The sequence below is a fragment of the Bacillus sp. FSL R9-9492 genome, from assembly GCF_038007365.1.
Taxonomy (GTDB): Bacteria; Bacillota; Bacilli; order Bacillales; family Bacillaceae_G; genus Bacillus_A; species Bacillus_A mycoides.
This window is the reverse complement of record NZ_JBBOXC010000001.1, coordinates 2,604,643-2,626,155: the sequence shown is the minus strand read 5'-3', so window position 1 is coordinate 2,626,155 and position 21,513 is coordinate 2,604,643. Positions and strand designations below refer to the sequence as shown.

The 21,513-nt window shown below is 31.5% G+C and carries 21 protein-coding genes and 2 pseudogenes; 5 read left to right on the top strand and 18 right to left on the bottom strand.

The window, feature by feature from the left end; translation table 11 throughout:
- Nucleotides 1-129: 129 nt before the first annotated feature.
- Nucleotides 130-846, top strand: a complete 717-nt coding sequence (locus MKY70_RS13330) for an SDR family oxidoreductase (protein ID WP_341024583.1) — start codon at nucleotides 130-132, stop codon at nucleotides 844-846.
- 42 nt (nucleotides 847-888) lie between these two features.
- Here MKY70_RS13330 and MKY70_RS13325 read toward each other — a convergent pair whose 3' ends face one another.
- The 12 genes and pseudogenes from MKY70_RS13325 to MKY70_RS13270 form a co-directional block, all read right to left on the bottom strand.
- Nucleotides 889-1,464, bottom strand: a complete 576-nt coding sequence (locus MKY70_RS13325; RefSeq protein ID WP_341024582.1) for an NUDIX hydrolase — start codon at nucleotides 1,462-1,464, stop codon at nucleotides 889-891.
- A gap of 222 nt (nucleotides 1,465-1,686) precedes the next feature.
- A complete protein-coding gene (locus MKY70_RS13320; RefSeq protein ID WP_341024579.1) occupies nucleotides 1,687-3,138 on the bottom strand; it encodes a serine hydrolase domain-containing protein in 1,452 nt (483 codons plus the stop codon).
- A 1-nt stretch (nucleotide 3,139) separates the two neighbouring features.
- Nucleotides 3,140-3,655 carry a hypothetical protein gene (locus tag MKY70_RS13315; RefSeq protein WP_098168227.1) on the bottom strand — a complete coding sequence of 172 codons (516 nt, stop codon included), beginning with the start codon at nucleotides 3,653-3,655 and terminating at the stop codon, nucleotides 3,140-3,142.
- Nucleotides 3,652-3,993 (bottom strand): PadR family transcriptional regulator, encoded by a 342-nt coding sequence (locus MKY70_RS13310; protein WP_002085418.1) that lies wholly within the window; start codon nucleotides 3,991-3,993, stop codon nucleotides 3,652-3,654. Before MKY70_RS13310 ends, MKY70_RS13315 begins: the two co-directional genes overlap by 4 nt.
- Before the next feature lie 456 nt (nucleotides 3,994-4,449).
- Nucleotides 4,450-7,620 (bottom strand): ATP-binding cassette domain-containing protein, encoded by a 3,171-nt coding sequence (locus MKY70_RS13305; protein ID WP_341024575.1) that lies wholly within the window; start codon nucleotides 7,618-7,620, stop codon nucleotides 4,450-4,452.
- Nucleotides 7,621-7,699: 79 nt separating this feature from the next.
- Nucleotides 7,700-8,179 (bottom strand): SRPBCC family protein, encoded by a 480-nt coding sequence (locus MKY70_RS13300; protein WP_341024573.1) that lies wholly within the window; start codon nucleotides 8,177-8,179, stop codon nucleotides 7,700-7,702.
- Nucleotides 8,180-8,620: 441 nt separating this feature from the next.
- A complete protein-coding gene (locus MKY70_RS13295; RefSeq protein WP_033728073.1) occupies nucleotides 8,621-9,184 on the bottom strand; it encodes a class I SAM-dependent methyltransferase in 564 nt (187 codons plus the stop codon).
- Between the two features lie 192 nt (nucleotides 9,185-9,376).
- On the bottom strand, nucleotides 9,377-10,225 hold the full coding sequence (locus tag MKY70_RS13290; protein WP_341024568.1) for a GNAT family N-acetyltransferase: 849 nt from the start codon (nucleotides 10,223-10,225) through the stop codon (nucleotides 9,377-9,379).
- Nucleotides 10,226-10,252: 27 nt separating this feature from the next.
- On the bottom strand, nucleotides 10,253-10,993 hold the full coding sequence (locus MKY70_RS13285) for a class I SAM-dependent methyltransferase (RefSeq protein WP_341024566.1): 741 nt from the start codon (nucleotides 10,991-10,993) through the stop codon (nucleotides 10,253-10,255).
- Between the two features lie 48 nt (nucleotides 10,994-11,041).
- Nucleotides 11,042-11,752: a 5'-methylthioadenosine/S-adenosylhomocysteine nucleosidase gene (gene mtnN, locus MKY70_RS13280; protein WP_341024564.1), complete on the bottom strand. Its 711-nt coding sequence runs from the start codon at nucleotides 11,750-11,752 to the stop codon at nucleotides 11,042-11,044.
- 24 nt (nucleotides 11,753-11,776) lie between these two features.
- Entirely contained in the window at nucleotides 11,777-12,451 is a 675-nt protein-coding gene (locus tag MKY70_RS13275) for a DUF3885 domain-containing protein (RefSeq protein WP_341026389.1), read from the bottom strand.
- A gap of 25 nt (nucleotides 12,452-12,476) precedes the next feature.
- Nucleotides 12,477-12,599: pseudogene (locus MKY70_RS13270) on the bottom strand (HD domain-containing protein); the annotation flags it as partial.
- Nucleotides 12,600-12,796: 197 nt separating this feature from the next.
- Here MKY70_RS13270 and MKY70_RS13265 point away from each other — a divergent pair.
- From MKY70_RS13265 to MKY70_RS13255, 3 genes are all read left to right on the top strand, one after another.
- Nucleotides 12,797-13,492: a response regulator transcription factor gene (locus MKY70_RS13265; protein ID WP_002016575.1), complete on the top strand. Its 696-nt coding sequence runs from the start codon at nucleotides 12,797-12,799 to the stop codon at nucleotides 13,490-13,492.
- Nucleotides 13,482-14,639 carry a sensor histidine kinase gene (locus MKY70_RS13260; RefSeq protein ID WP_002085430.1) on the top strand — a complete coding sequence of 386 codons (1,158 nt, stop codon included), beginning with the start codon at nucleotides 13,482-13,484 and terminating at the stop codon, nucleotides 14,637-14,639. The genes MKY70_RS13265 and MKY70_RS13260 overlap by 11 nt, the downstream gene beginning before the upstream one ends.
- A 166-nt stretch (nucleotides 14,640-14,805) precedes the next feature.
- A complete protein-coding gene (locus MKY70_RS13255) occupies nucleotides 14,806-15,822 on the top strand; it encodes a D-alanyl-D-alanine carboxypeptidase family protein (RefSeq protein ID WP_002136457.1) in 1,017 nt (338 codons plus the stop codon).
- A 58-nt stretch (nucleotides 15,823-15,880) separates the two neighbouring features.
- Here MKY70_RS13255 and MKY70_RS13250 read toward each other — a convergent pair whose 3' ends face one another.
- The 6 genes and pseudogenes from MKY70_RS13250 to MKY70_RS13225 form a co-directional block, all read right to left on the bottom strand.
- Nucleotides 15,881-16,339, bottom strand: coding sequence for a DinB family protein (locus tag MKY70_RS13250; protein WP_341074518.1), 459 nt, complete (start codon nucleotides 16,337-16,339; stop codon nucleotides 15,881-15,883).
- Between the two features lie 2 nt (nucleotides 16,340-16,341).
- Nucleotides 16,342-17,082: pseudogene (locus MKY70_RS13245) on the bottom strand (alpha/beta fold hydrolase).
- Nucleotides 17,075-17,644: a hypothetical protein gene (locus MKY70_RS13240; protein ID WP_341026388.1), complete on the bottom strand. Its 570-nt coding sequence runs from the start codon at nucleotides 17,642-17,644 to the stop codon at nucleotides 17,075-17,077. The pseudogene MKY70_RS13245 and the gene MKY70_RS13240 overlap by 8 nt, the downstream one beginning before the upstream one ends.
- Nucleotides 17,645-17,681: 37 nt before the next feature.
- Nucleotides 17,682-18,206 (bottom strand): GNAT family N-acetyltransferase, encoded by a 525-nt coding sequence (locus MKY70_RS13235; RefSeq protein WP_328035326.1) that lies wholly within the window; start codon nucleotides 18,204-18,206, stop codon nucleotides 17,682-17,684.
- Nucleotides 18,207-18,426: 220 nt separating this feature from the next.
- A complete protein-coding gene (ltrA, locus tag MKY70_RS13230) occupies nucleotides 18,427-19,725 on the bottom strand; it encodes a group II intron reverse transcriptase/maturase (RefSeq protein ID WP_088031616.1) in 1,299 nt (432 codons plus the stop codon).
- A 567-nt stretch (nucleotides 19,726-20,292) separates the two neighbouring features.
- Nucleotides 20,293-20,649 carry a hypothetical protein gene (locus tag MKY70_RS13225; RefSeq protein ID WP_002032241.1) on the bottom strand — a complete coding sequence of 119 codons (357 nt, stop codon included), beginning with the start codon at nucleotides 20,647-20,649 and terminating at the stop codon, nucleotides 20,293-20,295.
- Between the two features lie 461 nt (nucleotides 20,650-21,110).
- On the opposite strand from MKY70_RS13225, the gene MKY70_RS13220 reads away from it, so the two are divergent.
- On the top strand, nucleotides 21,111-21,413 hold the full coding sequence (locus tag MKY70_RS13220; RefSeq protein WP_172798757.1) for a hypothetical protein: 303 nt from the start codon (nucleotides 21,111-21,113) through the stop codon (nucleotides 21,411-21,413).
- Nucleotides 21,414-21,513 lie beyond the last annotated feature (100 nt).

Below are 21,513 nucleotides of genomic sequence, written 5' to 3'. Positions count from 1 at the left end.
ACAAGCGATTGGTACGAAATTTGCGACTATGTACATATAAAGTGCGTACTTTTCACTTGCAATCTTTTAGCGAATAATAAAAGCATAGCAGTTTTATTTTAAAGTTTTTATTAAAGGAGGGGCTAAAATATGTCTATTACTACATTAAAAGATACTCGTATCGTTATCATTGGTGGAAGCTCTGGTATTGGATTAGTAACAGCAAAACGAGCAATCGAACAAGGCGCACATGTTATTATTGCAGGACGCTCGGAAGAAAAATTAAAAATTTCTCGAGAATTAATAAATAACAACCATCTTCAAACTTATGTATTGGATAATCAAAATAAAGAGCAATTACAAGATTTTTTCAAGACAGTTGGGAATTTTGATCATTTATTCACACCGGGAGCCTCTTACACACTTGGACCAATAACCGCTACAGAGGAAATCGCTGAAAGCAGCTTTATCGGAAAGTTTTGGCCACAATATTACGCCGTAAAATATGCGATTCCTTTTCTTTCAAACTCTGGATCTATCGTGTTAATGTCCGGTGCATTTAGTCAAAGACCACTTAAAGGTGCACCTGCTTATGGCGCTTGTAATGGTGCTATTGAAAGCTTAGGGAAAGCTTTAGCTGTTGAATTAGCTCCTATTAGAGTTAATGTTGTTTCTCCTGGAACGATACGAAGAGAGAATGAACAAAGTGAGAAAAGACTAGCTGCTTATGAAGATTATAAATCTCTTTCTCTTGTACAGAGACCTGGGTATAATGATGAAATTGCACATACTGTCCTGTATTTAATGCAAAATGGTTTTACTACAGGTAATGTATTATTTCCTGATGGAGGATACACATACCATTAAATTATTTAAAACAAAAGCCCCTTATTAAGGTGGCTTTTGTTGCTAATTTAGAAACTGCTGAAGTAATACAGGATCCTTTTTTAAAAGTTCTGCTAAAAACAAAAGTTGAGGAAAAGGTTGTAAGATTAACTCCTTATCCATTTTTTCTTTCAATATAGCCATTCCACCTTGCTTAATATAATCGTTTAGTGTTATTTCCTTACTACAAATTAGCCTAATATCACTTACTGAAAGTAATAATAGTCCGTTTGTTTCAGAAGATGGATTTGGTTCATTTTCTGAATGTGCAATATACATAATAGATAAAGTTTCATATGGACTATCAATAATTAATATTGGAGCGACTTCATTTTCTACTTTTATTTTCTTTGATTGTGCATTCCAATTCTCTTTGTAGTATGTACTTGGTGAACTCAATATAGTAATATCAATAGCAGCTTCTTCTTTCACTTCTCTTTTAGCGGTTTCTAATGCTGTCTCATTGTTTTCTTTATGGCCTCCCAGCCTTACTACACCTAATGTATCGCCTTTTCTTGTTGGACCAACTTGAAAAATAAATAGATTATTATAAAGAACATACGCGCCAGATGTTCTTACGTCTCTATTAATATCTATCAAAATTTCCCCTCCAAATCATTAAAACATTATGAAACACTACTATTTAGATTTGCATGTCTACTAAGTTTAATTTATGGTTTGTTGCAACCTTTAAAAGGAATGCAATTTTTAGATTTTGGGATTTACATCTACTTCGAAACTCAACTTTATCTTAAATATTGACATTGTGTGAGAGTCAACTATTTTTAACAACTTTAATTATATTTCTTTAATTATTTATCCTTATACTTTCTTGCTCCTCAGGGCTATAAATATTGATATTAGTCCGTTCACAGCTAATAATATTACTGTAATACTAGCGAGTAAAGCTACATCTGCTGCAAACAATTTAATCGTATGCCACGGTGAATTTGTGCAATAAATAAGAAGTGGGATCAAAATACTAGATAATAGTAGAAATATACTCCCAACGAACAGCCAAGTTTGTTTTTTACAAGTTTTCTTACGTTTATACTTTTTCATTAACATAATTGATGTAATAATGAGTGAGAGTGTGACTATCGACATAACAATTTGTGTGAATGGTATGTTTTTAGGGATATCACCAGGTTTTTCCCCATTCAAAATACTAATAATCCCCTTTTTCAATACCGTTAGTGCTGTTTCTTCTAATACATGATTTTTATTCGTTAAAATCACACCAGCCCAGCCACTTTTATTTAAAGTAAACATTTCTGCACGAGCATCAGGCGTTGATCCTGAATGCCAAACCATCGTTTCGCTTACATTTATATTTGTTGTTCTTAATCCAAACCCATAACTTTTTTCTGAATTTATTTTATAAAGCGGTGATAGATAAAGATCCATGCTTTCTTTCTTTAAAAATTGAGTGTGGTCTTGGTGATTCAAAAACATTATAAATTGAATCATATCTTCCAAATTCGCGGTAATATAACCATACGGTGCTCCAGCATTATCATAAGACACTACACTTTTTCTTGGTATACCAAACAACGACTGATAACCTGTTAAATAGCCTTTTTCATATGCACTTTCTTTATTTGCCGCTGCGCCATTCATTTTTAAAGGCTGAAAAACATGCTTTTCTATATATGAAGAATATGTTTCATTTGTGACTGCCTCAATAAGGGCACCAAGTATCATATAATTTGCATTACTATATTGATATTTTTCACCTGGTGGGGCATTTAATTTTACTTTTGAAAGTTTCATTACATTTTCCTTTAATGCTTTAGAATTCTTCAATTGTTTATCTGATAATGCTAAGCCTTCATATGTGTTTATTCCACTTGTATGAGTTAGTAGATGTTGGATTGTTATATTTGAAGTTGATTGTGTATCTTTTAGTTTAAACGAAGGAAGATGTTGTTGAACTGAATCCTCTAATTTTATTTTTTTATCTTCTATTAACTTGACTATAGCTAAAGCTGTTAAAGATTTACTTATTGAGCCAATCGCAAATGGTGTTTTACTAGTTATGTTTTTTTCAGATTCTCCAGTAACCCCCCATAATTTTGTGTAAAATACATCTCTATTATGTACAATAGCTACTGAAGCTCCTGGAATTTTATGTTCCTTTAAAAATTTTTCAATATAAATATCTAAAGTAACTCTAATATTTTGCTGAGCGTAAACTTTTGAATGTGCAATACATAACATTAATACATTACAAACTATACAAATTAGAAACAATTTATATTTCGATATCTTCATCTTAATGTACTTCGGATAACTTTCTTTTTTTATAAATTACTAAAATTATAGATATTAATAAAGAAACCATTAAACTAATCATTATTAATATAGAGTTCCACCATTGATTTTCTGCTATTCGATATAAAAGATTAAAATTAAAGTTATTTTCACTGTTGGTTGGATTAAGGGATTCAGTTAAAAATATCGAAAGTGTAGTTTGTGAAATGAGGTATGTAATAAATGCGACAAATATGCCAATTATGATTAATGTATTAGATTTTTTATTTATATTTTGAAGTTGTTTCATTTTCACTCGCAGATCAATTTCATTTATCTCCAAAAAGTCTTGAACAAATAATTGAGGCGTTCCTAGGTCATTTATACTTTCCTCACCATGTTCACGACATTCTTGGATATGCTCTAAAATTTGTTGTTTAATATTTTCCCTTTCTTCTAAACTTATATCATATTGCTTTAATTCCTTAAGTACGCCTGTTAAAAATTGCTGTTCTTTATCTTTTAATTCACTCCTCATTTCAGAAGGTCTCCTTTCAAACCACTCTTTAATAATATTTTAATATCAGATTGCAACTCTAACCATTCATTAACTTTCTTCTCAAGACGTAATTTTCCATTTTCATTAATTTCGTAATAAATCCTAACTTTACCACTGTCTGTTACTTCTTGATAAGTATTAACCCACTCTTGATTTTTCAGTTTAGTTAAAATGGGATAAATACTTCCTACTCCTTTCAATTTTAAATTATGTACTTCAAGTTCTTTCATAATTTCATAACCATAACTTTTCTTTGTAGACAAAATAGACAATACACACATTTCTAAATTCCCTTTAATTAAACTTGTTCTATCCATAGGATAAATTTAACAGAAATATATACTTCATTCAAGTATATATTTCTGTTAAATTTAAAAATTCTAATAATTATACAATCACTAAAAAAGTAGCATATTCCTTTTGTTTATTTATCCAAATAACCTAAATTATTATCCCCAAAAAACATTTTTATACGTCAATAATTATATAATAAATGATCATAATTAACGATTTAAAACTAACTCTAACAGATAAATGTATTTACATCTTAGAAAGACTAACAAAACTTAAACATAAATGCCAACCTGTAATACCTTTCAGTTTAAAATTTAAGAATAATTTATATTGGTATTACAAATAGATTTTTCTTGCTCTATTATTTATCTACCTTAACACGTTTAAAGAAACTCTTCTTCAACATAAAAACTCATTTGCAGATTATTGCAAATGAGTTTTTAATCCCTAACTGACCACTATTTTTTATTCTTCTTAATTTAATTATTTTTCTCAAGACATTCATAAACTGCCATCATTTCTCGCTTATTCAACTCACGAATTCGATTAAATATTAGAATGTCTGCAACATCCTCAGTTCGTAAGCTTTCATCCACAACATCACTAACTTTTCCGGTTAACCATGTTTGCACATCTATTCCATCAACGATTTCTTTAAGTCCTTCATCGTTAATACCACTTGCATTACAAGTTATACATGGAATTGTTAATTTAAACACGCCATCATGTAGATTATCTTCGGTTATAACTTTTTTTCCGTTACAGAATGAACACGGGTTGCTTTTTTTAATTTTATTAATTTGGGTAACTAATTTTTTGTAACCAAATGCTTCGTATACATATGTTAGTTTTTTATATTTACCATTTGTGAAATACTTATCTATAATGGTTTCTCTTGTTTCATAAACATTAGGAAAATCACAAATAGTTACTTGATTGTTGAAGCAAATGGATTCTATATTTCCTTTTATTTCATCCCAGAATGGTAAAACATTTTGTAACACCATTTCATAATTTGAAAAGCTTGCTTGTTCTAATTCAAACATTTTCAGTGCGACTTGTATATTTCTAGGTAATAAAGAAACATCTTCTGTCATAATCATATCGTCACCTACGATAGATTTCAATTTGACGAGTACAGGCAAATCTCCTACAATTTTTAATACTTCGTTAAGCGGCTGATTAATAATTTCACGAATATCTGTATCTCCAAAATTAAGTGGTTTGTGGTGATTTAATAAAGTCCCCTTACAAATTGGACATTTCATCATTTCTTTAGAAGTCTTAATATCTTCTTTAATAGCTGCTTTTGAAATAACAATATACCCGCCAATAATCGTATTAAATCCTACCCATGTTCTACGTGTCTTTCCTTTCTTATCATAAAAGGACTTATCAAAATAGCCGTACCAAAATGTATGTTTTTCTTCCTCAGATATATCATTATAGCTCTTTGACAAATCATGACCAAGCTCATTTTTAATTTCTTCAAATAGAAATTCTATTTTTTCATATTGATAAAATTTTAATACTTTCATGATTTCCGGATCGAATAGACCATCCCAAAATGGAACATTTTTATCTTGAATTGTAATTTCTTTATCAAAAACTTCAATTTGAAGACGTCCAGAACATGATGGGCAATGATTATCCTGAGAATAGAAATCGAAGCTTCTCGTATCTTTATTAGTCGGATGAGCAGCTACAATATGATTGATCAATCCACCAATTTCATATAAGAAACTATATTGACTATACAAATGTCTTTCGAGATCAATAGCAACAACAGGTGCCATTGTATCAGATTCATATTCACCATAAATTAATCGTGCCATTGATGATAAGCTTTTTAAAATACCACCCTTATAAACGTTTTCGGAATTTTTAAAATAGTTAATATGATTTTCTTTTAAATAGTGAACTCCTTCTTTACGCTTAAGCGTTGAAGAAATGTGTACTTGTTCAGCATTATTCACACTTCTTTTTTGACGATAATAATCCTCATGACTTACTACATCAAGATGCTCTATAGATTCAACCTGTCTTTTTCCAAAATCAACAATATAATCAGAACTTTCTAGCATGTAACTGTTATGCTCAATCATTATGATAGAGACTGATTCATCTTGTAATATCCCTCTAACACTATCTATAAATTGATTTAAAATATTTTGCGATAAACCTTTTGAAGGCTCATCAAAAATAAACAATGTATGTGGATTTCTTGTTTTTGCAAATAACTCAGAAACTAAATGAACACATTGAAACTCACCCGTTGATAATGTTTGTGTTTTTCGCTCTAATGTTAAATAGCCCAGTCCTAATTTGATTAGTAGGCTCAAGCGTTTATACGCAATATCTTCGTTTGGAATTTCCTCAATAATATCCTCAATTGAGCGCTCAAAAATATCATCAATTTCTTCACTATACTTTGTCAGTTTCTTTTTAATATCTAAGAAAGTTGCTACAGTTGATCGACTTGTAATCGATTGGTTTCGATCTTGCCCTACCATAACTAGTTTATCTTTGGGATATCGTTTCAAGAAATCTGTAGCTAAACACTCATTGACAAGTGTAGATTTCCCGCATCCAGACTCTCCTGTAACAGTTACAAGTCTATTTTTAGGAATCTGAAACTCAGTCATTTGGATATTTCGGCAATATAATTCATGGAATGTATAATATTCTGTTGGCATTTCGTAATTTCGTTCCGATAGTATTGGTTTTGGTCTTGGTGATTCTTTTACGATTTGTCCACCATATTTTCCGCTACCAGGTCCGAAGAACAATTGCTCATCTGTTGTATCCAGTACTGTATCTGAATGATCAATGAGCCAGATTTGATTTTTACACCCTAATTGCTTGATCTCTTCTAATATTTGTAACAATGTTTCATTATCAAGCCCCACGGAAATCTCATCAATAATAATTACAGCATTTTCACTTACTGCCATGAATTCAGCTAAGTAAAGTCGTGTTAATTCTCCACCTGACAACGTACCCATAATTCGATTTAATGTTAAATAACCAATGTTCATATTGATAATATTTTGCAGTATATGTTGTTTTGCTTCACTAATATTTAATTCTTCTGCTAGTGAAAGAATAGATTCAACACTTAAATCGTTAATATCCGAAATTGTATGTGATTCAGCAAATAACTCAATAGTACGTTGTTCAACTTCTTCACTATAACGTTTCCCCTTACATTTTTTACACTCAATATTTTTAGTAGTACCACGCCCTTTACAGCCAGCACACCAACCTAATTGATTATTAAATGAAAAGACTTCAGGAGAAAGATTAAATTCTTCCGCTAATTTTTCACGAATCTCTTTAAAAACACCTGTATGAGTACCAATCGTCGAACGCGGATTGGAAGAAATTGATGATTTCCCTAAAAAAAGTACTAAAGGCATTTCTTCCATTTTAATTGCACTAAAATTAGTTTCCATAATATTAGGAAATAAATATTGATATTCAGCCTTTGGCAATAAGGAAACTAGACGCTTCTTTGATTCTTCACCAATTGTTTGACAAAGAGTTGTTTTTCCAGATCCAGATAAACCAGCAATACCAAGTGATTTATTAAACGGAATAACAGTATCAAGTTTATTTATGTTATTAGCAATTAATTGATTTACTTTCATATTAACCTCTATTCTTATTTTTCCACAAAATCATTTTTACAATATAATAATTACATAATGAATATTACCTATTATACAATTATCCTCTCACTTCTTGAATCTTATCCTTGTATTTTTCGAACCATTGTTGCCATTCGTTTTTAGAAAATTCCTTCTCATCCTCTTCTAAAACTGAAGAAAAAAGGTCAAGACAAATATGCCAACCAGCTATATCTTTTGGTGTATGATCAGTTAATTCATGAATGTATTCTTTAAGTAGTAAAAGAGCATCATTTTTCTCTTTATGTATTTCAAATCGGACACGATCTTTATCCCATGTGAATTCAAGTACTGAATTTAGTTGGCACTCTAAAATATCAATATTTAAAAATGAACCATCCATCATGTCGAACTTTATAATTCCACCTGTTTTAAGGTTTTCAATCTGTAAATTAGACATCCATTTTTTAAGCTTGCTGTTTTCAGTTAAAACAGACCAAACTTCCTCTATTGTATTGGGAAATTGGCGTTCAAATTTTATAATATAGCCATCAGTTTGTTTCTCTATTTGAGCTAACATATTTATTTCCTCCTACTCTTGTACAGAATGTATGTTCCTGTTTTATTTTACACGAATTTATGTATAAAAGAAATCTCTATGGCAATGAAATATTAATTTAATGTGTGAATGGTATCTTGAACATTGATTTATTATATATTCTCTCCATGTGTTTATTACAATAGGCGTACCTCAACATTTCCGCAAAAAAATTCAACATGAGAAAACGTTGATTTATTTACTTTATATGATATTTCCATTAAATATTTAAAAGCAATTTTCTTTAAAATAAATGGTGTTAATAAGAGCTAATATAGTATTCAAATCAAGTTATGTAATGTTCAAAATCACTTATTATGTATGTCTAATTCCTTGCTAAACGTAGGTTTACAAAGCAAATAAAAAAAGCCGCATTTGCGACTCATGAACTGATAGAACTAACACCTATTTTAGGTGAATGACTTACCTTTTAATCGCGTCAACAATTAGCGATGGAAAACCAAGTTTATCGCCTCTATTTCTAGAATCATACCTTTTCGAACGGAAAATAACGCCGTCATTCGCATCCCATTCTGTGTAATAAAATTGACCATTTTCATCACAATATTCAAGTAAAACTACCTCAAATCCAGCAATTTCAAACATTTTCGTTAATGTTTTATAATTATGTACGATTTTATGGCTTGCAGCTGGGTGGTCTTTCGGGCCAGGGCCGCCTATTTGAACTATATTTTGGTAGGTTTCATCTCGGAAAAATGCATCAGGCACTCCGCACCGAATATGACCTGATGGCTTTAAAAATTTATAGCAAATTTCAGCTGCTTTTACACCTTCTTCAAAAGTAAGATGTTCCCATACATGCTCTGCTAAAATAGCTGAAATGGAATTGTATTCAAATCTTTCTTCCCAAGTGGTATTGTCTAGTAAATTAAGTTCATCTTCTTGCGTTTGAACCCAACCTGGATTATTATTAAATACTCCAGCTCCGACTACTACTTTAATTTCGTCTTGCTTAATTGCCATCACTTTCACCTCATAAATCTTTTAATGTATTAATATATTCTATGTTTACTATACATTTTCCTTTTTCAACTAAAGTGCCAGTTAGCTCAATAAGATAGGTAACAAAACTTCTGTTGTTTTTACTTATCCTCCCACACACAGCAAAAACGTTTATAGTGCAAAATAAAAAGCGAAAAGAATAATTCCCTCCGCTTTTTATAGCAATAAATACATTTCATATTGTGCTAAAGAATTCTTTTCAAATCCAGATTTCTTTAAAAACCCTTCCAGTAAATTGTTGTTTGGGAACCCAATTGATAAACTTGATAACTTTAATTCTTCACTTGCTACCTGTAATAATTTCGTCCCAACACCAATATTTCTATAGTCTTTGTCTATGAAAATAAAACTAATTTTTCCTTGTTCATTTACACATACAGAACCTTTTATATCACTATCAACATATGCACCGTAAAATGTATGATTTGTTTTTTCGATATAATCAATATCATTTTGCCAATTTATATGGAAGTTTAGCCATTTCTGAATCTCAACTTTAAATGTTGGAAATTCTAATTGTTTTACTTCAATATTTTTATTACCTTTATTCATTATTTTAGTTAAATCATTTAAATTATAATAAGAAAGATCATATACTTTTTCATAACCTAATTTGTTATAAAAATGAATCGCCCGATCGTTTCCTACAATAACTTCAAGAAAAAGCTGCTTACATTTATTTTGTGTCGCTTCTTCTTTATGTAACTCAAATAACTTTTGACTTACACCAATGCCTCGAAACTCTGGATGAACAGCTAATGTTCCGCAGCGCATTGTTTTTATACTTTCATATACCTTAATACCACCAAGTATTACACCAACACATTTGTCACCGTCTAAAACAAGAAAGGAGTGTTCTAGCGAATTCCCTTCTGGCCCAAAAAATCTTTTAATAAAATCTTCTTTTGAAACTTCCAGTTTAATGATGTAATCTGAAAATCCATCCTTAAAAGCTTTATACACTAAATCTATACTTACTTCACTACATTTTTTGTATTGAATCATATAAGTATAATCCCCCGCTTTGACTTGTTATAAACTGCATTCAAATACATGAAATGAATTACCTTCACCATATCCATCTTTTATTTCATGAACAACAATTTGACTAAACCCATTAGTAATAAGTATATTTTCAAATTCTTTTAAATCATATAGTCTTATAGGAAAATCCATAATCTCAGTTTCTTTTATTTTCTCATCATGAATGATTTCATATTTCAGTATAATATTTAGAAGTTTTTGCGCCTTATCGTATGAAACTTTTCTATATTCAACAATTAATTCATTGTTAATTTCTTTTCTATTTGTCTCTATCCAATCTAGAATTTGTTCTATTTCACTTCCACCTTGTACAACTGTAAGAAGTAATTTTCCATTTTCCTTTAAGTTGTTTTTCATATTTTGAAGACTATTGTCTACTAAATTATTTAGTAAAAGTGAAAATGAACCGATAGGAATCATAATAAGATCGTATTTTTTATCACTATGATATTCTTCTATTCTTCCTTGTGATACAACCGGTTTTAAGTTTAATTTTTCTGCTTTATCTTTACAAACTTTAAGCATATCTTTCGAAATATCGAACCCTTCTATATTCACACCATTTTGCATAAAGGGAATTAACATTCTACCATTTCCGCACATTGGTTCTAACACATGTATATTTTTATCTTTTGCAAAAGAAAGATAAAAATCCAATTCTTTTCCACTCGCAATTGATTTATCACTTTCATATATCTTTGTACAAAGTTCTCCATAATACGTATGCAATTATAATTCACTTCTTAATTTGAACTGAGCGGGATATTCCCCCTCTTGTTATCTATTGTTAATTACAGTAATCTCATAAACACGTAAAAAAGTAATTAAATGCTCACACGCTCGTTCACATGCTAACATTTTAAAAACCTTTTGTTCTTCTTTCGTTTTGTCATTCGCTTGATCTGAGGTAGCTTTTAAACATAGAAATGGTTTGTTATTTACACGACATACATAAGCAAATGCTGCCACTTCTTGATCAACGGCTAAAGCACCGTATACAGTATGAAGTAAATACCTCATTTCTGAACTTCGAATACGTTGATCTCCAGATAGAAATGTACCAAAATGGACCGGGTCATACGAACGCAATTTCTTCATTCGTTTTACGAGTGATTTAGTTGTTTCAATAGGTGCTGTTCTACCATCATATAGATTAAAACTATCTTCTCCTGAACCAGCCGCTGTAACATCATGCTGCAAAGTATTAAGAGCTACAACGATGTGTCCATTTTTCACCTTATCTGATAAACTCCCGCAAATCCCTGTCATAAATAACTGGTCTGGCTGGAATTCACTTATTAATAGTTGTACACAACTAGCACAACTTACTTTACCGACACCAGTTACAACTGAAATAACTTCTAATTCATTAATAGAATGAAAATGAAATTCCCAAGCTGCTATTTTTTCTACACGCTCACTTGGATAATGTTGATGCAAATACGTAAGCTCTGGTTCCCATGCAGATACAATTGCGATCCTTTTCATTACACACTTCACTTCCTCCTATTTTCATGTAAATAAGTCATCTATACTCTCTCGTTCATATTCTGGTATCCACTCTTTATACTTCTCATATAACTCCCGTATCTTTTCTTTATTCTTCGCAATTACTTCACATCCTCTATCATCATAAATAAACATGATAATATCCTTTGTTACATTTATAAAAAATACATCTGGATATGAAATTTCTTTTTTTCGTCCTAAGCGTGGACGTAGGTCAGGGAAATCTTCATGATTAGCTGCTTGAATAAGCGGTTCATATTTAATATCTTCTGCAAAACATTGTAAAGAAAATTGATATGTACAATATAAGTCAGCTTCTTCATCTTCAAATAGAAAAGGGAATGTTTCTTGTCTTATATGAAACTTTAAATTCCCCTTTTTAATAAACCTATTGTATACATTTATTTTCTGCGCATTTTTTATATTTTCCTGTTTAAATCGATAAACATTTGTGATTAAAAAGACGGTATCTTCTTTTGAAAATATATCTTTAAATAGATTTTTATTATACCTATATAGTTGTGTGAAATATTCCATATTATACGTGTTACCATCTTCTTTGAATTGATATTTATCTTTCCCAAAATCAAAATGAAGATGATTTTCCCACTGAGAGTATATGTACGGTACTAAAGTAACTCCTGGAAATATTTGATTCATATATTCTTTAAATTGCATTTTCATACCCTTTCTACTCTACAATTTCTTTTAAATTCCGAATTGAATGTTTATATGTAAATTCTTTATTGTATTTTAATAGAAAAGCTTTAATATCATTTTCTATTTTTCCAGTTGGAGTAAATGAATATATATCATTATATAACATAGCAAGTCCCCCTTATAACTATCTTTCAGTATAATGTGGAGTTTAAATATCCTTCTTATTTTATATTCGTTATGAATGTTTTAATTCCTTTTTAATACGATACATGAAATTTTATGTAGAAACATTACTACAAAATACATAAATGTTTGATATTATAGTAATGTTGATTAATTGTAAGGAAAGGAACTAACTATAAAATGAATAAAAACATATTAATTATTGATGATGATAAAGATATTGTAGAATTACTGGCTGTTTATTTACGAAATGAAGGCTATAACATTTATAAAGCTTATGATGGTGATGAAGCATTACAAATGATATGTACATATGAAGTTGACCTTATGCTTTTAGATATTATGATGCCAAAACGAAACGGATTGGAAGTTTGTCAAGAAGTGCGTGAAAATAATACTGTACCTATCCTTATGCTTAGTGCAAAGGCTGAAGATATGGATAAAATTTTAGGACTTATGACCGGCGCAGATGATTATATGATTAAACCGTTTAATCCACTAGAATTAGTGGCTAGAGTGAAAGCTTTATTACGAAGATCCTCTTTCCAAAATGCTACTTCCCAAAAGAATGAAGATGGTATTATTCGTATTCGTTCTGTTGAAATACATAAACATAATCATACTGTTAAAGTAAATGGAGAATATATTAAACTCACCTCTATCGAATTTGATATTTTATATTTACTAGCGAGTAATACTGGAAGAGTATTTAGCTCTGAAGAGATATTCGAACGAGTTTGGAATGAAGACGGTTATGGTTCTAATAAAACGGTAATGGTCCATATTAGTAATTTACGCGATAAACTTGAAACCGTAATGAATGGCGAAAAACTAATTCATACGGTTTGGGGAGTAGGATATAAAATTGAGAAATGAAGCATTTGATATATTAAAAGATATACCAAAGTGGAAGCTTATTTTTTGGCTTTTATTAGCTATCACTCTTACACCAATTACCGAATTAATTATATTTCGCCTCGTAACGAGTGTAATTGAGAGTTCACTTACTCTAAGCGAACTAGGAAAAGAATTCATTAGAATTTTTGGCCATGAAAAATATATTGGATTAAAAGAGTCTTTATGGATGATGATTGTATCTTATTTGTTTTTATTTTCTATTTTCTCATCCTATTTATACATTTTTTATCGTCATGAAAGAAAGGTTTACTATGAAACTTGTATAAAAAAAATGATTGAAGAGATTCGGTATATTGCAAGTGGAAACTTTAATCATAAAGTTTCCATCGTACACCATAATTATTTAGAAGAACTGGCAACTGGGGTCAATCAAATTATTGAGCAATTAAAAGTATCAATTGATGAAGAAAGACAGGCAGAACAAGCAAAAAGCGAACTTATTACAAATGTATCACATGATTTACGAACCCCTCTTACATCTATAGTTGGATACGTAAATTTAATCCATCATGATAATTATAGAGATGAAGTAGAATTACGATACTATATTCAAGTCATTTACGATAAAGTAACCCGTCTTAATGCATTAATGAATGACTTGTTTGAATATACACGTGTTCAAAATAAAGAGTTAAGTTTATATTCTGCTCCCATTGATATTGTAGAATTGCTTGGACAATTAACTGTCCAATTTCGGATACAGCTTCAAGAAGCTAATATTGAATGTCGCCCTTCTTTCCCATCTCAAAAGCTAATGGTACTAGCTGATGGGGATAAATTAGTACGTGTGTTTGAAAATCTAATCATAAACGCTATTACTTATGGAAATGATGGAGATCATATTGATATTACCGCTTACGAAAGCAATAACATGATTACAATTGATATAACAAATTACGGACAACCTATCCCTAGTACTGATTTACCTCATATTTTTGAACGTTTTTATCGTGTTGAAAAATCACGTTCAACAAACACTGGTGGATCTGGGCTCGGATTAGCAATTGCAAAAAGTATTGTTGAATTGCATAAAGGAACAATTGAAGTATATAGCGATGATAAAAAAACAACTTTCACTGTAAAATTACTCCCTTATAAAGCTTAATACCACATATTTATAGGTTCAATTTTTTATTCCATCAATATCCAAAATTTAATAATCCTTTATAATTCTTTAGAAATTCTTTAGAAATTCTTTACCTTTTCTTTCTTCCTAATTAAGCATTCCTTTTTACAATAATATTATTGATGTAATAGTAGGAGGATCGCTAATGCAATTCTTAAAAAAAATAACAGTTTTATTATTATCTTTTCTTATTACTGCACTTATCGTTTTATATTTTTATCTTTATGTAAATGGTCCAATTATTCAAGCTAAATCAGCTACTTTAATAGATACTAATTCTGGTGAGATTGTTTATAAAAAAAATGAAGAAACTCCTATACAATCAGCTACTTTATCTAAATTAATGACAGAGTATATCGCACTGGAACAACTGAATGAAGGAAAAATACAGTTAGATGAATTAGTAAAAATAAGTAACGAAGTTTTCCGAGCAGAAACGAGTCCTATACAAGTAACTTCGAAAGATAAAACGACGGTTCGTGATTTACTTCATGCATTGTTTTTGACAGGGAATAATCGTTCCGCACTTGCCCTTGCAGAACACATTGCTGGAAACGAAGATAACTTTACACTTTTAATGAATGACAAAGCAAAACAACTAAAGTTATCACAACCATCCCCGTTTCTAAATGCTACTGGAATTAATAACGATACGAATAAACAATCAACTACAACATCGATAGACGTCGCTAAACTAGCAACACAATTAGTAAAAGACTTTCCAGATGTATTGAATGTTACGAAACTAACCTCTTACCAATTTACCTTCAAAGATTCAAAAGTTTTCAATACAAATAAAATGATATATTCCCTTAATAAAAACATTAAACTCCAAGGTGTTGACGGCTTACAAACTAGTTTTTCAACTAATGGTAATTATAGTTTTGTCAGTACAGCCACACGAGGAGATACTAGACTTATTTCAGTAATATTAGACGCCGGTGATGAAAACAGTACTTTTATTGAAACAAAAAAGTTACTTCAGTACGGTTTTGATCCTTCCTCGTACTCTGCACTCCAAGCTTTTAAAGATGCTGTTACATCTTGGACAATATTGTTTCAGTTTAAAAATTTAATCATACAAACGATTATGATCTTTTTCATCATTACAATCTTAATGTTTTTATATATACGTCAAAAAAAAGCCGAGGATTTTAATTAAGAAATCTTCTTATATATAAAAACCGACTTGCGTTTACACTGCAAGTCGGTTTCTAAATCTACAATCCTCTTCCAATTAAATTCGCTGAAACGGGCTGAAGATTTAATTCTCTTGCCCATATAGATATCTGACCAATATGATGAATTTCATGTACAATTACATGCCTTAAAACTTCACCGTATTTATATGTTTTATCTGTCCATGAAGCTTTCAATATTTTTGATTCGAAGTCGCCAGACCATAACTGCAAAAAGTTATCTAATTCTCGTCTATATAAATCAGATAACGCTTTCACTTTTTTGATTGATTGATAATCTTTAAACTGTGGTTCGTAATCCTCTTTTTCTTGAAGCGCATTAATCCAGCTATACTCAACATCTACAATATGGAAAAGTGTTTCTAAAATACTCCCAACACCTCCAACACGTTTGCGAAGCAATTCTTCCTCTGTAAGTTGTTCACACCATTTAAACCAATCATCTCTTACTTGCCAATTGTATTGAAATAAAGTGTACATATTTATCTCTCCCCTACCCCAAGGATCCACTTAACAGCATCTATTACATAATGTGGTTCATCTTTTTGAATATAGTGACCACTATTTTCTGCAATTATAAATTTATTATTGGCTGATAATTGTAATAATTCTTCTTGCAATTGTAACCATTTCAGTTGTGCATCTGCTGAATAAAAAACTTTTTTCCAGCAGCTAACGCGACAAGTGGAATATCACTCATTGATTTACAATGTCGATCTGCTTCACCTAGACTAAACATAAACTCTTCATATGAACTTTCATATACAAATTGCTTATAGTAAGCTTCTTGAAATTCTGGAGGCATTATTGGTAAAAAATCTTCTTTATAATTTTCTGGTGTTGAATCAACCAAAACGATTCCCAACATACCATCAGGATAAAAAGTCGTAAATAAACGTGCATTAATACCACCAAATGAATGACCTACAAATATATATGGTGGGCTTAAATGAAGTTGCTTTAAACAATCTCTTAAATCTTTTACCATTTCAGAACTAATGCGTAGCTTAGAGCTATTCTCACTTTTTTCCTAATCCAGCTCGATCATATGTGAGTACCGTTCCATATTCCGTCAGCCCTTCAGCAATATGATCCCATGCCTTTGAATAATCACCATAACCTGCTTCCAATATTATAACTGGTCGCTTCTTCTTTCCTTGGAATATTTTCGTATATATTTTAAAGTTATCAACTGGTACATATTCCTCAATACATTTAACCATTGACAATCACTTCTCTTCGATTAAGTTCCTCTACAACATGATTAATTATTTCACTTACAGATAAAGATCCATCCAATACGATATCTGAATTCGGCTTAACAGTATGAATTGCCTCTAAATAAGTTTTTCTCGCATGTGTCATGTAATGCTTCAAATCATTATGTATTTCATCCATTGTACCTTCTTTAAAATCTCGCAAAATTCTTCTAGCCATCGCGATATCTAAAGGAGTGTCGATAAATATAGTTACATCCATGCATTCTCGCATTTCACTATTTAAGTATGCAAAGGGATAATCTACAATAATATAGTCTAAATTACTAGCTTGTATAAAATGCTGAATATCATTAATTAATGGTGTAAGTACCCATTCATCATAATTAGCTCCATCATCAATCCATTTACAAATATCAACCGGACTGTTATCAAATTTATATCTATCAAAATATAGAGCCTTTGAGTTTTTCAACTCATGAGCTAAACTTTCTGTAATGGTAGTTTTACCTCCCCCTGAAACAGCTGCAATTGAAATTATTTTAGTTTTTTTATTCACGATTCCCACCAAATCCCTTTTGTTAACATAATATAATTATAAAATACTATTGTTGTTTATTGTTCCATTCATATTCTAACATGCTCATTTCCCATAAGTTCCAATACTTAGCTCCTACTTTTCTTGACTCTCTTAATAATCCTTCTTTTACAAATCCTATTTTTTCGTAACATGAAATGGCTGACGTATTAAAATCATAAACACCAAGAGTAACTCTATGCAGTTTCAATTCTTCAAAAGCAACCTGAAGTACTGCTTTCATCATATATTTCCCTATTGAATGTCCTCTCATTTCCGTATCACCAACTAGCACTTTTCCAATTCTTGCAGATTTATTTATATTATCTATTTGTCCAAGCGAAATATGACCAATAACTGCTTCAGTCTCTTCATCTATTACTTTGAAAGCGAGTGTATTTGCACTTTCTATATATTTCTCTAATTGCTGTTCATTTAAAGGATATGTAAATGCATTTCCTGACCATTGTATTAAAAACCCTTCGGACTCGACCCAATTAATTAATTGTTTGAAATCAGTTCTTGTAAATTGTTTCAGCTTGATCACTCTCATTCTCCTTTCACACAACCTTTTATACATCTTCAAATTTATTTCTATATGAAAAATATATTCCCTTTTAAACGTAGAGTAGAAAGCTGAAACAGATTAAATTTTCTTTAGGGATGGCTTTGCCATCCCTTTTCTGTTTCAGCTTCCCCTCATCAAACCGTACGTGAGGTTTTCCCTCATACGGCTTTCCGATGTTCTTCCTTCTTTGGCGTTCAGTTTTGTTCTATCCTCCTACTTTCACGAGTGCATATGTTGTTTTCTTCATCAAGTCCTTGATACGACCATGTTTCTTTCGAACATTTCTTTTCTTATTCCAAAAAAGGTTAAGTCGTTCTAGGACGTACCAGTCTATTTTACAGAGCCACTTCTGTCCAATTGAAGATAAGCTATAATAATTCTTGAATCCTTGCAGAATTCTATTTAAACCTTTCACCATCTCTTCCAATTGTAAATACAGTTTGTTCCTCGGCTCTGTGTATCTTTTAATGCGTTCCCGCATTTTCCTCATGGCTTTCTGGCTCGGAATATGTGCCATCACATGCACTTTCTTCCCGCCTTTCACATGTTTAGGGTATTTTCGGTGGTGAAATCCTAGAAAATCAAATCCCTCGTTTCCATCCCACGTATTCACTAGCTTCGACTTTTCTGTATGGATTGTAAGTTCTAACTTATTCATAATGGATTGTAGTATCCGAATACTCTCTAATGCTTGTTGTTTTGTTTGACATACGATGACAAAGTCATCCGCATATCGAATTAGTTCCCCCAAATGTTTACACTTCTTTTCCCAAATGGTATCCATATAGTTTAAATATATATTAGAAAGTAATGGAGATATCACGCCACCTTGTGGTGTACCTAATGTCGTTTCATGAAATTGCGCATGTTCCATGATTCCCGCTTTCAACCATTTTCTAATGAGTTTTAACACTCTTCGGTCACTGATTCTTCTTTCTACAAGCCTCATTAATTTGTCATGATTAATATTGTCAAAGTATCCTTGTATGTCTACATCTACAATCCAATGAGATGTTTTACTCGCTTTCCGTATCTTCGATATCGCTTGATGTGCGTTTCGTTTCGGGCGAAACCCATACGAACAGTCTTGAAAATCGGCTTCGAAGATAGGTTCTATCACCAATTTCGTTGCCATTTGTACAACCCTATCCTTGATCGTGGGAATTCCAAGCGGTCTTTGTTTTCCATCACCTTTTGGAATATACATTCTTCTTACAGCTTGTGGATGGTATGATTTACTTTTCAATTCTATATATAATTCATTGAGAAAGTTTCGTTCTCCATATTGATACACGATTTCTTCAATCGTCTGTCCATCAATTCCACCGCTTCCTTGATTTCGTTTTACCCTTCTCCATGCTTCAGCCAATATGTCAGGACGATATATTTTGTCATACAACGCGTGAAACCTACGACTTGAACTTTCTTTGGCACAAAGATATAAAGTCTTCCAAAGTTCTTGAGCTTTTACATCAGTGTAGTTAGCTAGTTTTCCAGCATTCACTCACTCTTACCTCCTTCCAACTTATGAACAAAGTAGAGGTCCTTCCCTACATAACGTTGTGTTGTCGTTATGATATTCAGTACTATGACCTCCTCCGACTCCCTCTTTACAGTCCACCATTTCGTATATGCTTATAGGTTTCCTCTCTCCTTTCTGAAAGAAAGGGCAAAGGAGGGTCTCCCCAGTTCCAGACACTACTTTCTCAACATACCGCCCTCCGTACCCCGAGGGATTCTTCGATGTCGTATTTCCAAGTTCTTTACATCTTCCATGGTCTTCGCCCATATTCACCAGGCTCGACTTCCCTTTGTCCTATTGCTAGGTTGCTTTTAACGAGGCGGCAAGGTTCACTTTATGTTACGGTCTGTTGATTCGCTCGCACTTCTAGTAGAAGTTACTTTGTCACAGGGCTTCAACCTTAGGATTTCTCCACCAGCTGCCTGTCAGCTACTAGGCGACTTGGCTCTTACCTAGGCTGGACTTTCACCAGCAAGCAGTGCCCAGCTTAGCTGGGCACGCAAAATAAAAAGCCATTCATAAGAATGGCTTAGCATCAATAAAGCATAATTAATCTTTATTTGCTACGTCAACACCGTTAAAATCAAACTCATCAGTAACAGTTGTAGCAGGTGGTAAAATTGCTTCAATTTTACAAAGAGATATAATTGCTGCAACTGAACCAGGAATAGCAGCTAGCTTAACAACATCGCAAGTTACCGAAGAAACAGTACCTATATAAGTACGTCCTTCAGTGTTAATTCGCACTGTTTTATTAATTAATTTTTTAAGCTCATCTCTAATTCCTTGTACACAAGAGCTGTCACATTTCTCATTCTTTTCCTTTTTACACTCTTCAAAAATGTCCCAACAATCATCATGCTTACACGTACATTTCTTTCTACAATTATTAAATCGAGAACCCAAAACCTCACCCCCTAATCCTTTCTACTAGTAAAGTATGTCCAACAGCTTAAAAGTGTACGAGACAAATGCATAGAAACAAAAAAACAAACACTTGTACTAAACCTTCTTATTTATACTTTTAATAAGCCGGCTCCTTGAATAGGGACCACCTTTTCCTATTACTTCACATATACATAGGCTTTGTTCGCAGTGATATGGTGTATTTTTCCTTTACCATTGTGAAATATACATTCAGAAAAGCGTACTCCAAAATAAGATATTATTTAAAATCTTAACGTTTCCTTCAACAAGTGTTTGTTGATTAATATCATAACCAGTAGTTCTCTCAACTATCTCTTGAAAATTAGCATAGTTTGTATGAATTCTATATCTAGTAGAAAGCACTCTATCATATAAAGGTAAAATAATAGGTTAATAAACAAGCCATTCTTTTACTAAAACATAGAATAGTATGAATCCTATTGAAGGGAGGTATAAAAGAATGTCCTGGAAAAATGATTGCTGGAGTTCTAAGAAAAAGCATTGTTGTGATGACTGGTGGAAATCTAAAGAAAAGAATCATTGTGATGATGATTGGAGTTCTAAGGAAAAGCATTGTAATGATGATTGGTGGAAATCTAAAGAAAAGAATCATTGTGATGATGATTGGAGTTCTAAACGAAATAAGTGTCGTTGTAAATGTTTCTTTATTTGTTGTCATTGTAAAAGAAAAAATTGGTAATATTTTCAATATCGACTTGAAAGAGAGAACATGTCTTTTGTGACCGATAAATACTAGAATGTAATATACAAAAAGCTGACTAAGTATAGTCAGCTTTTTGTCAATGAACACGTAGAGATTTATTTTAATATAGTTCTTATTAG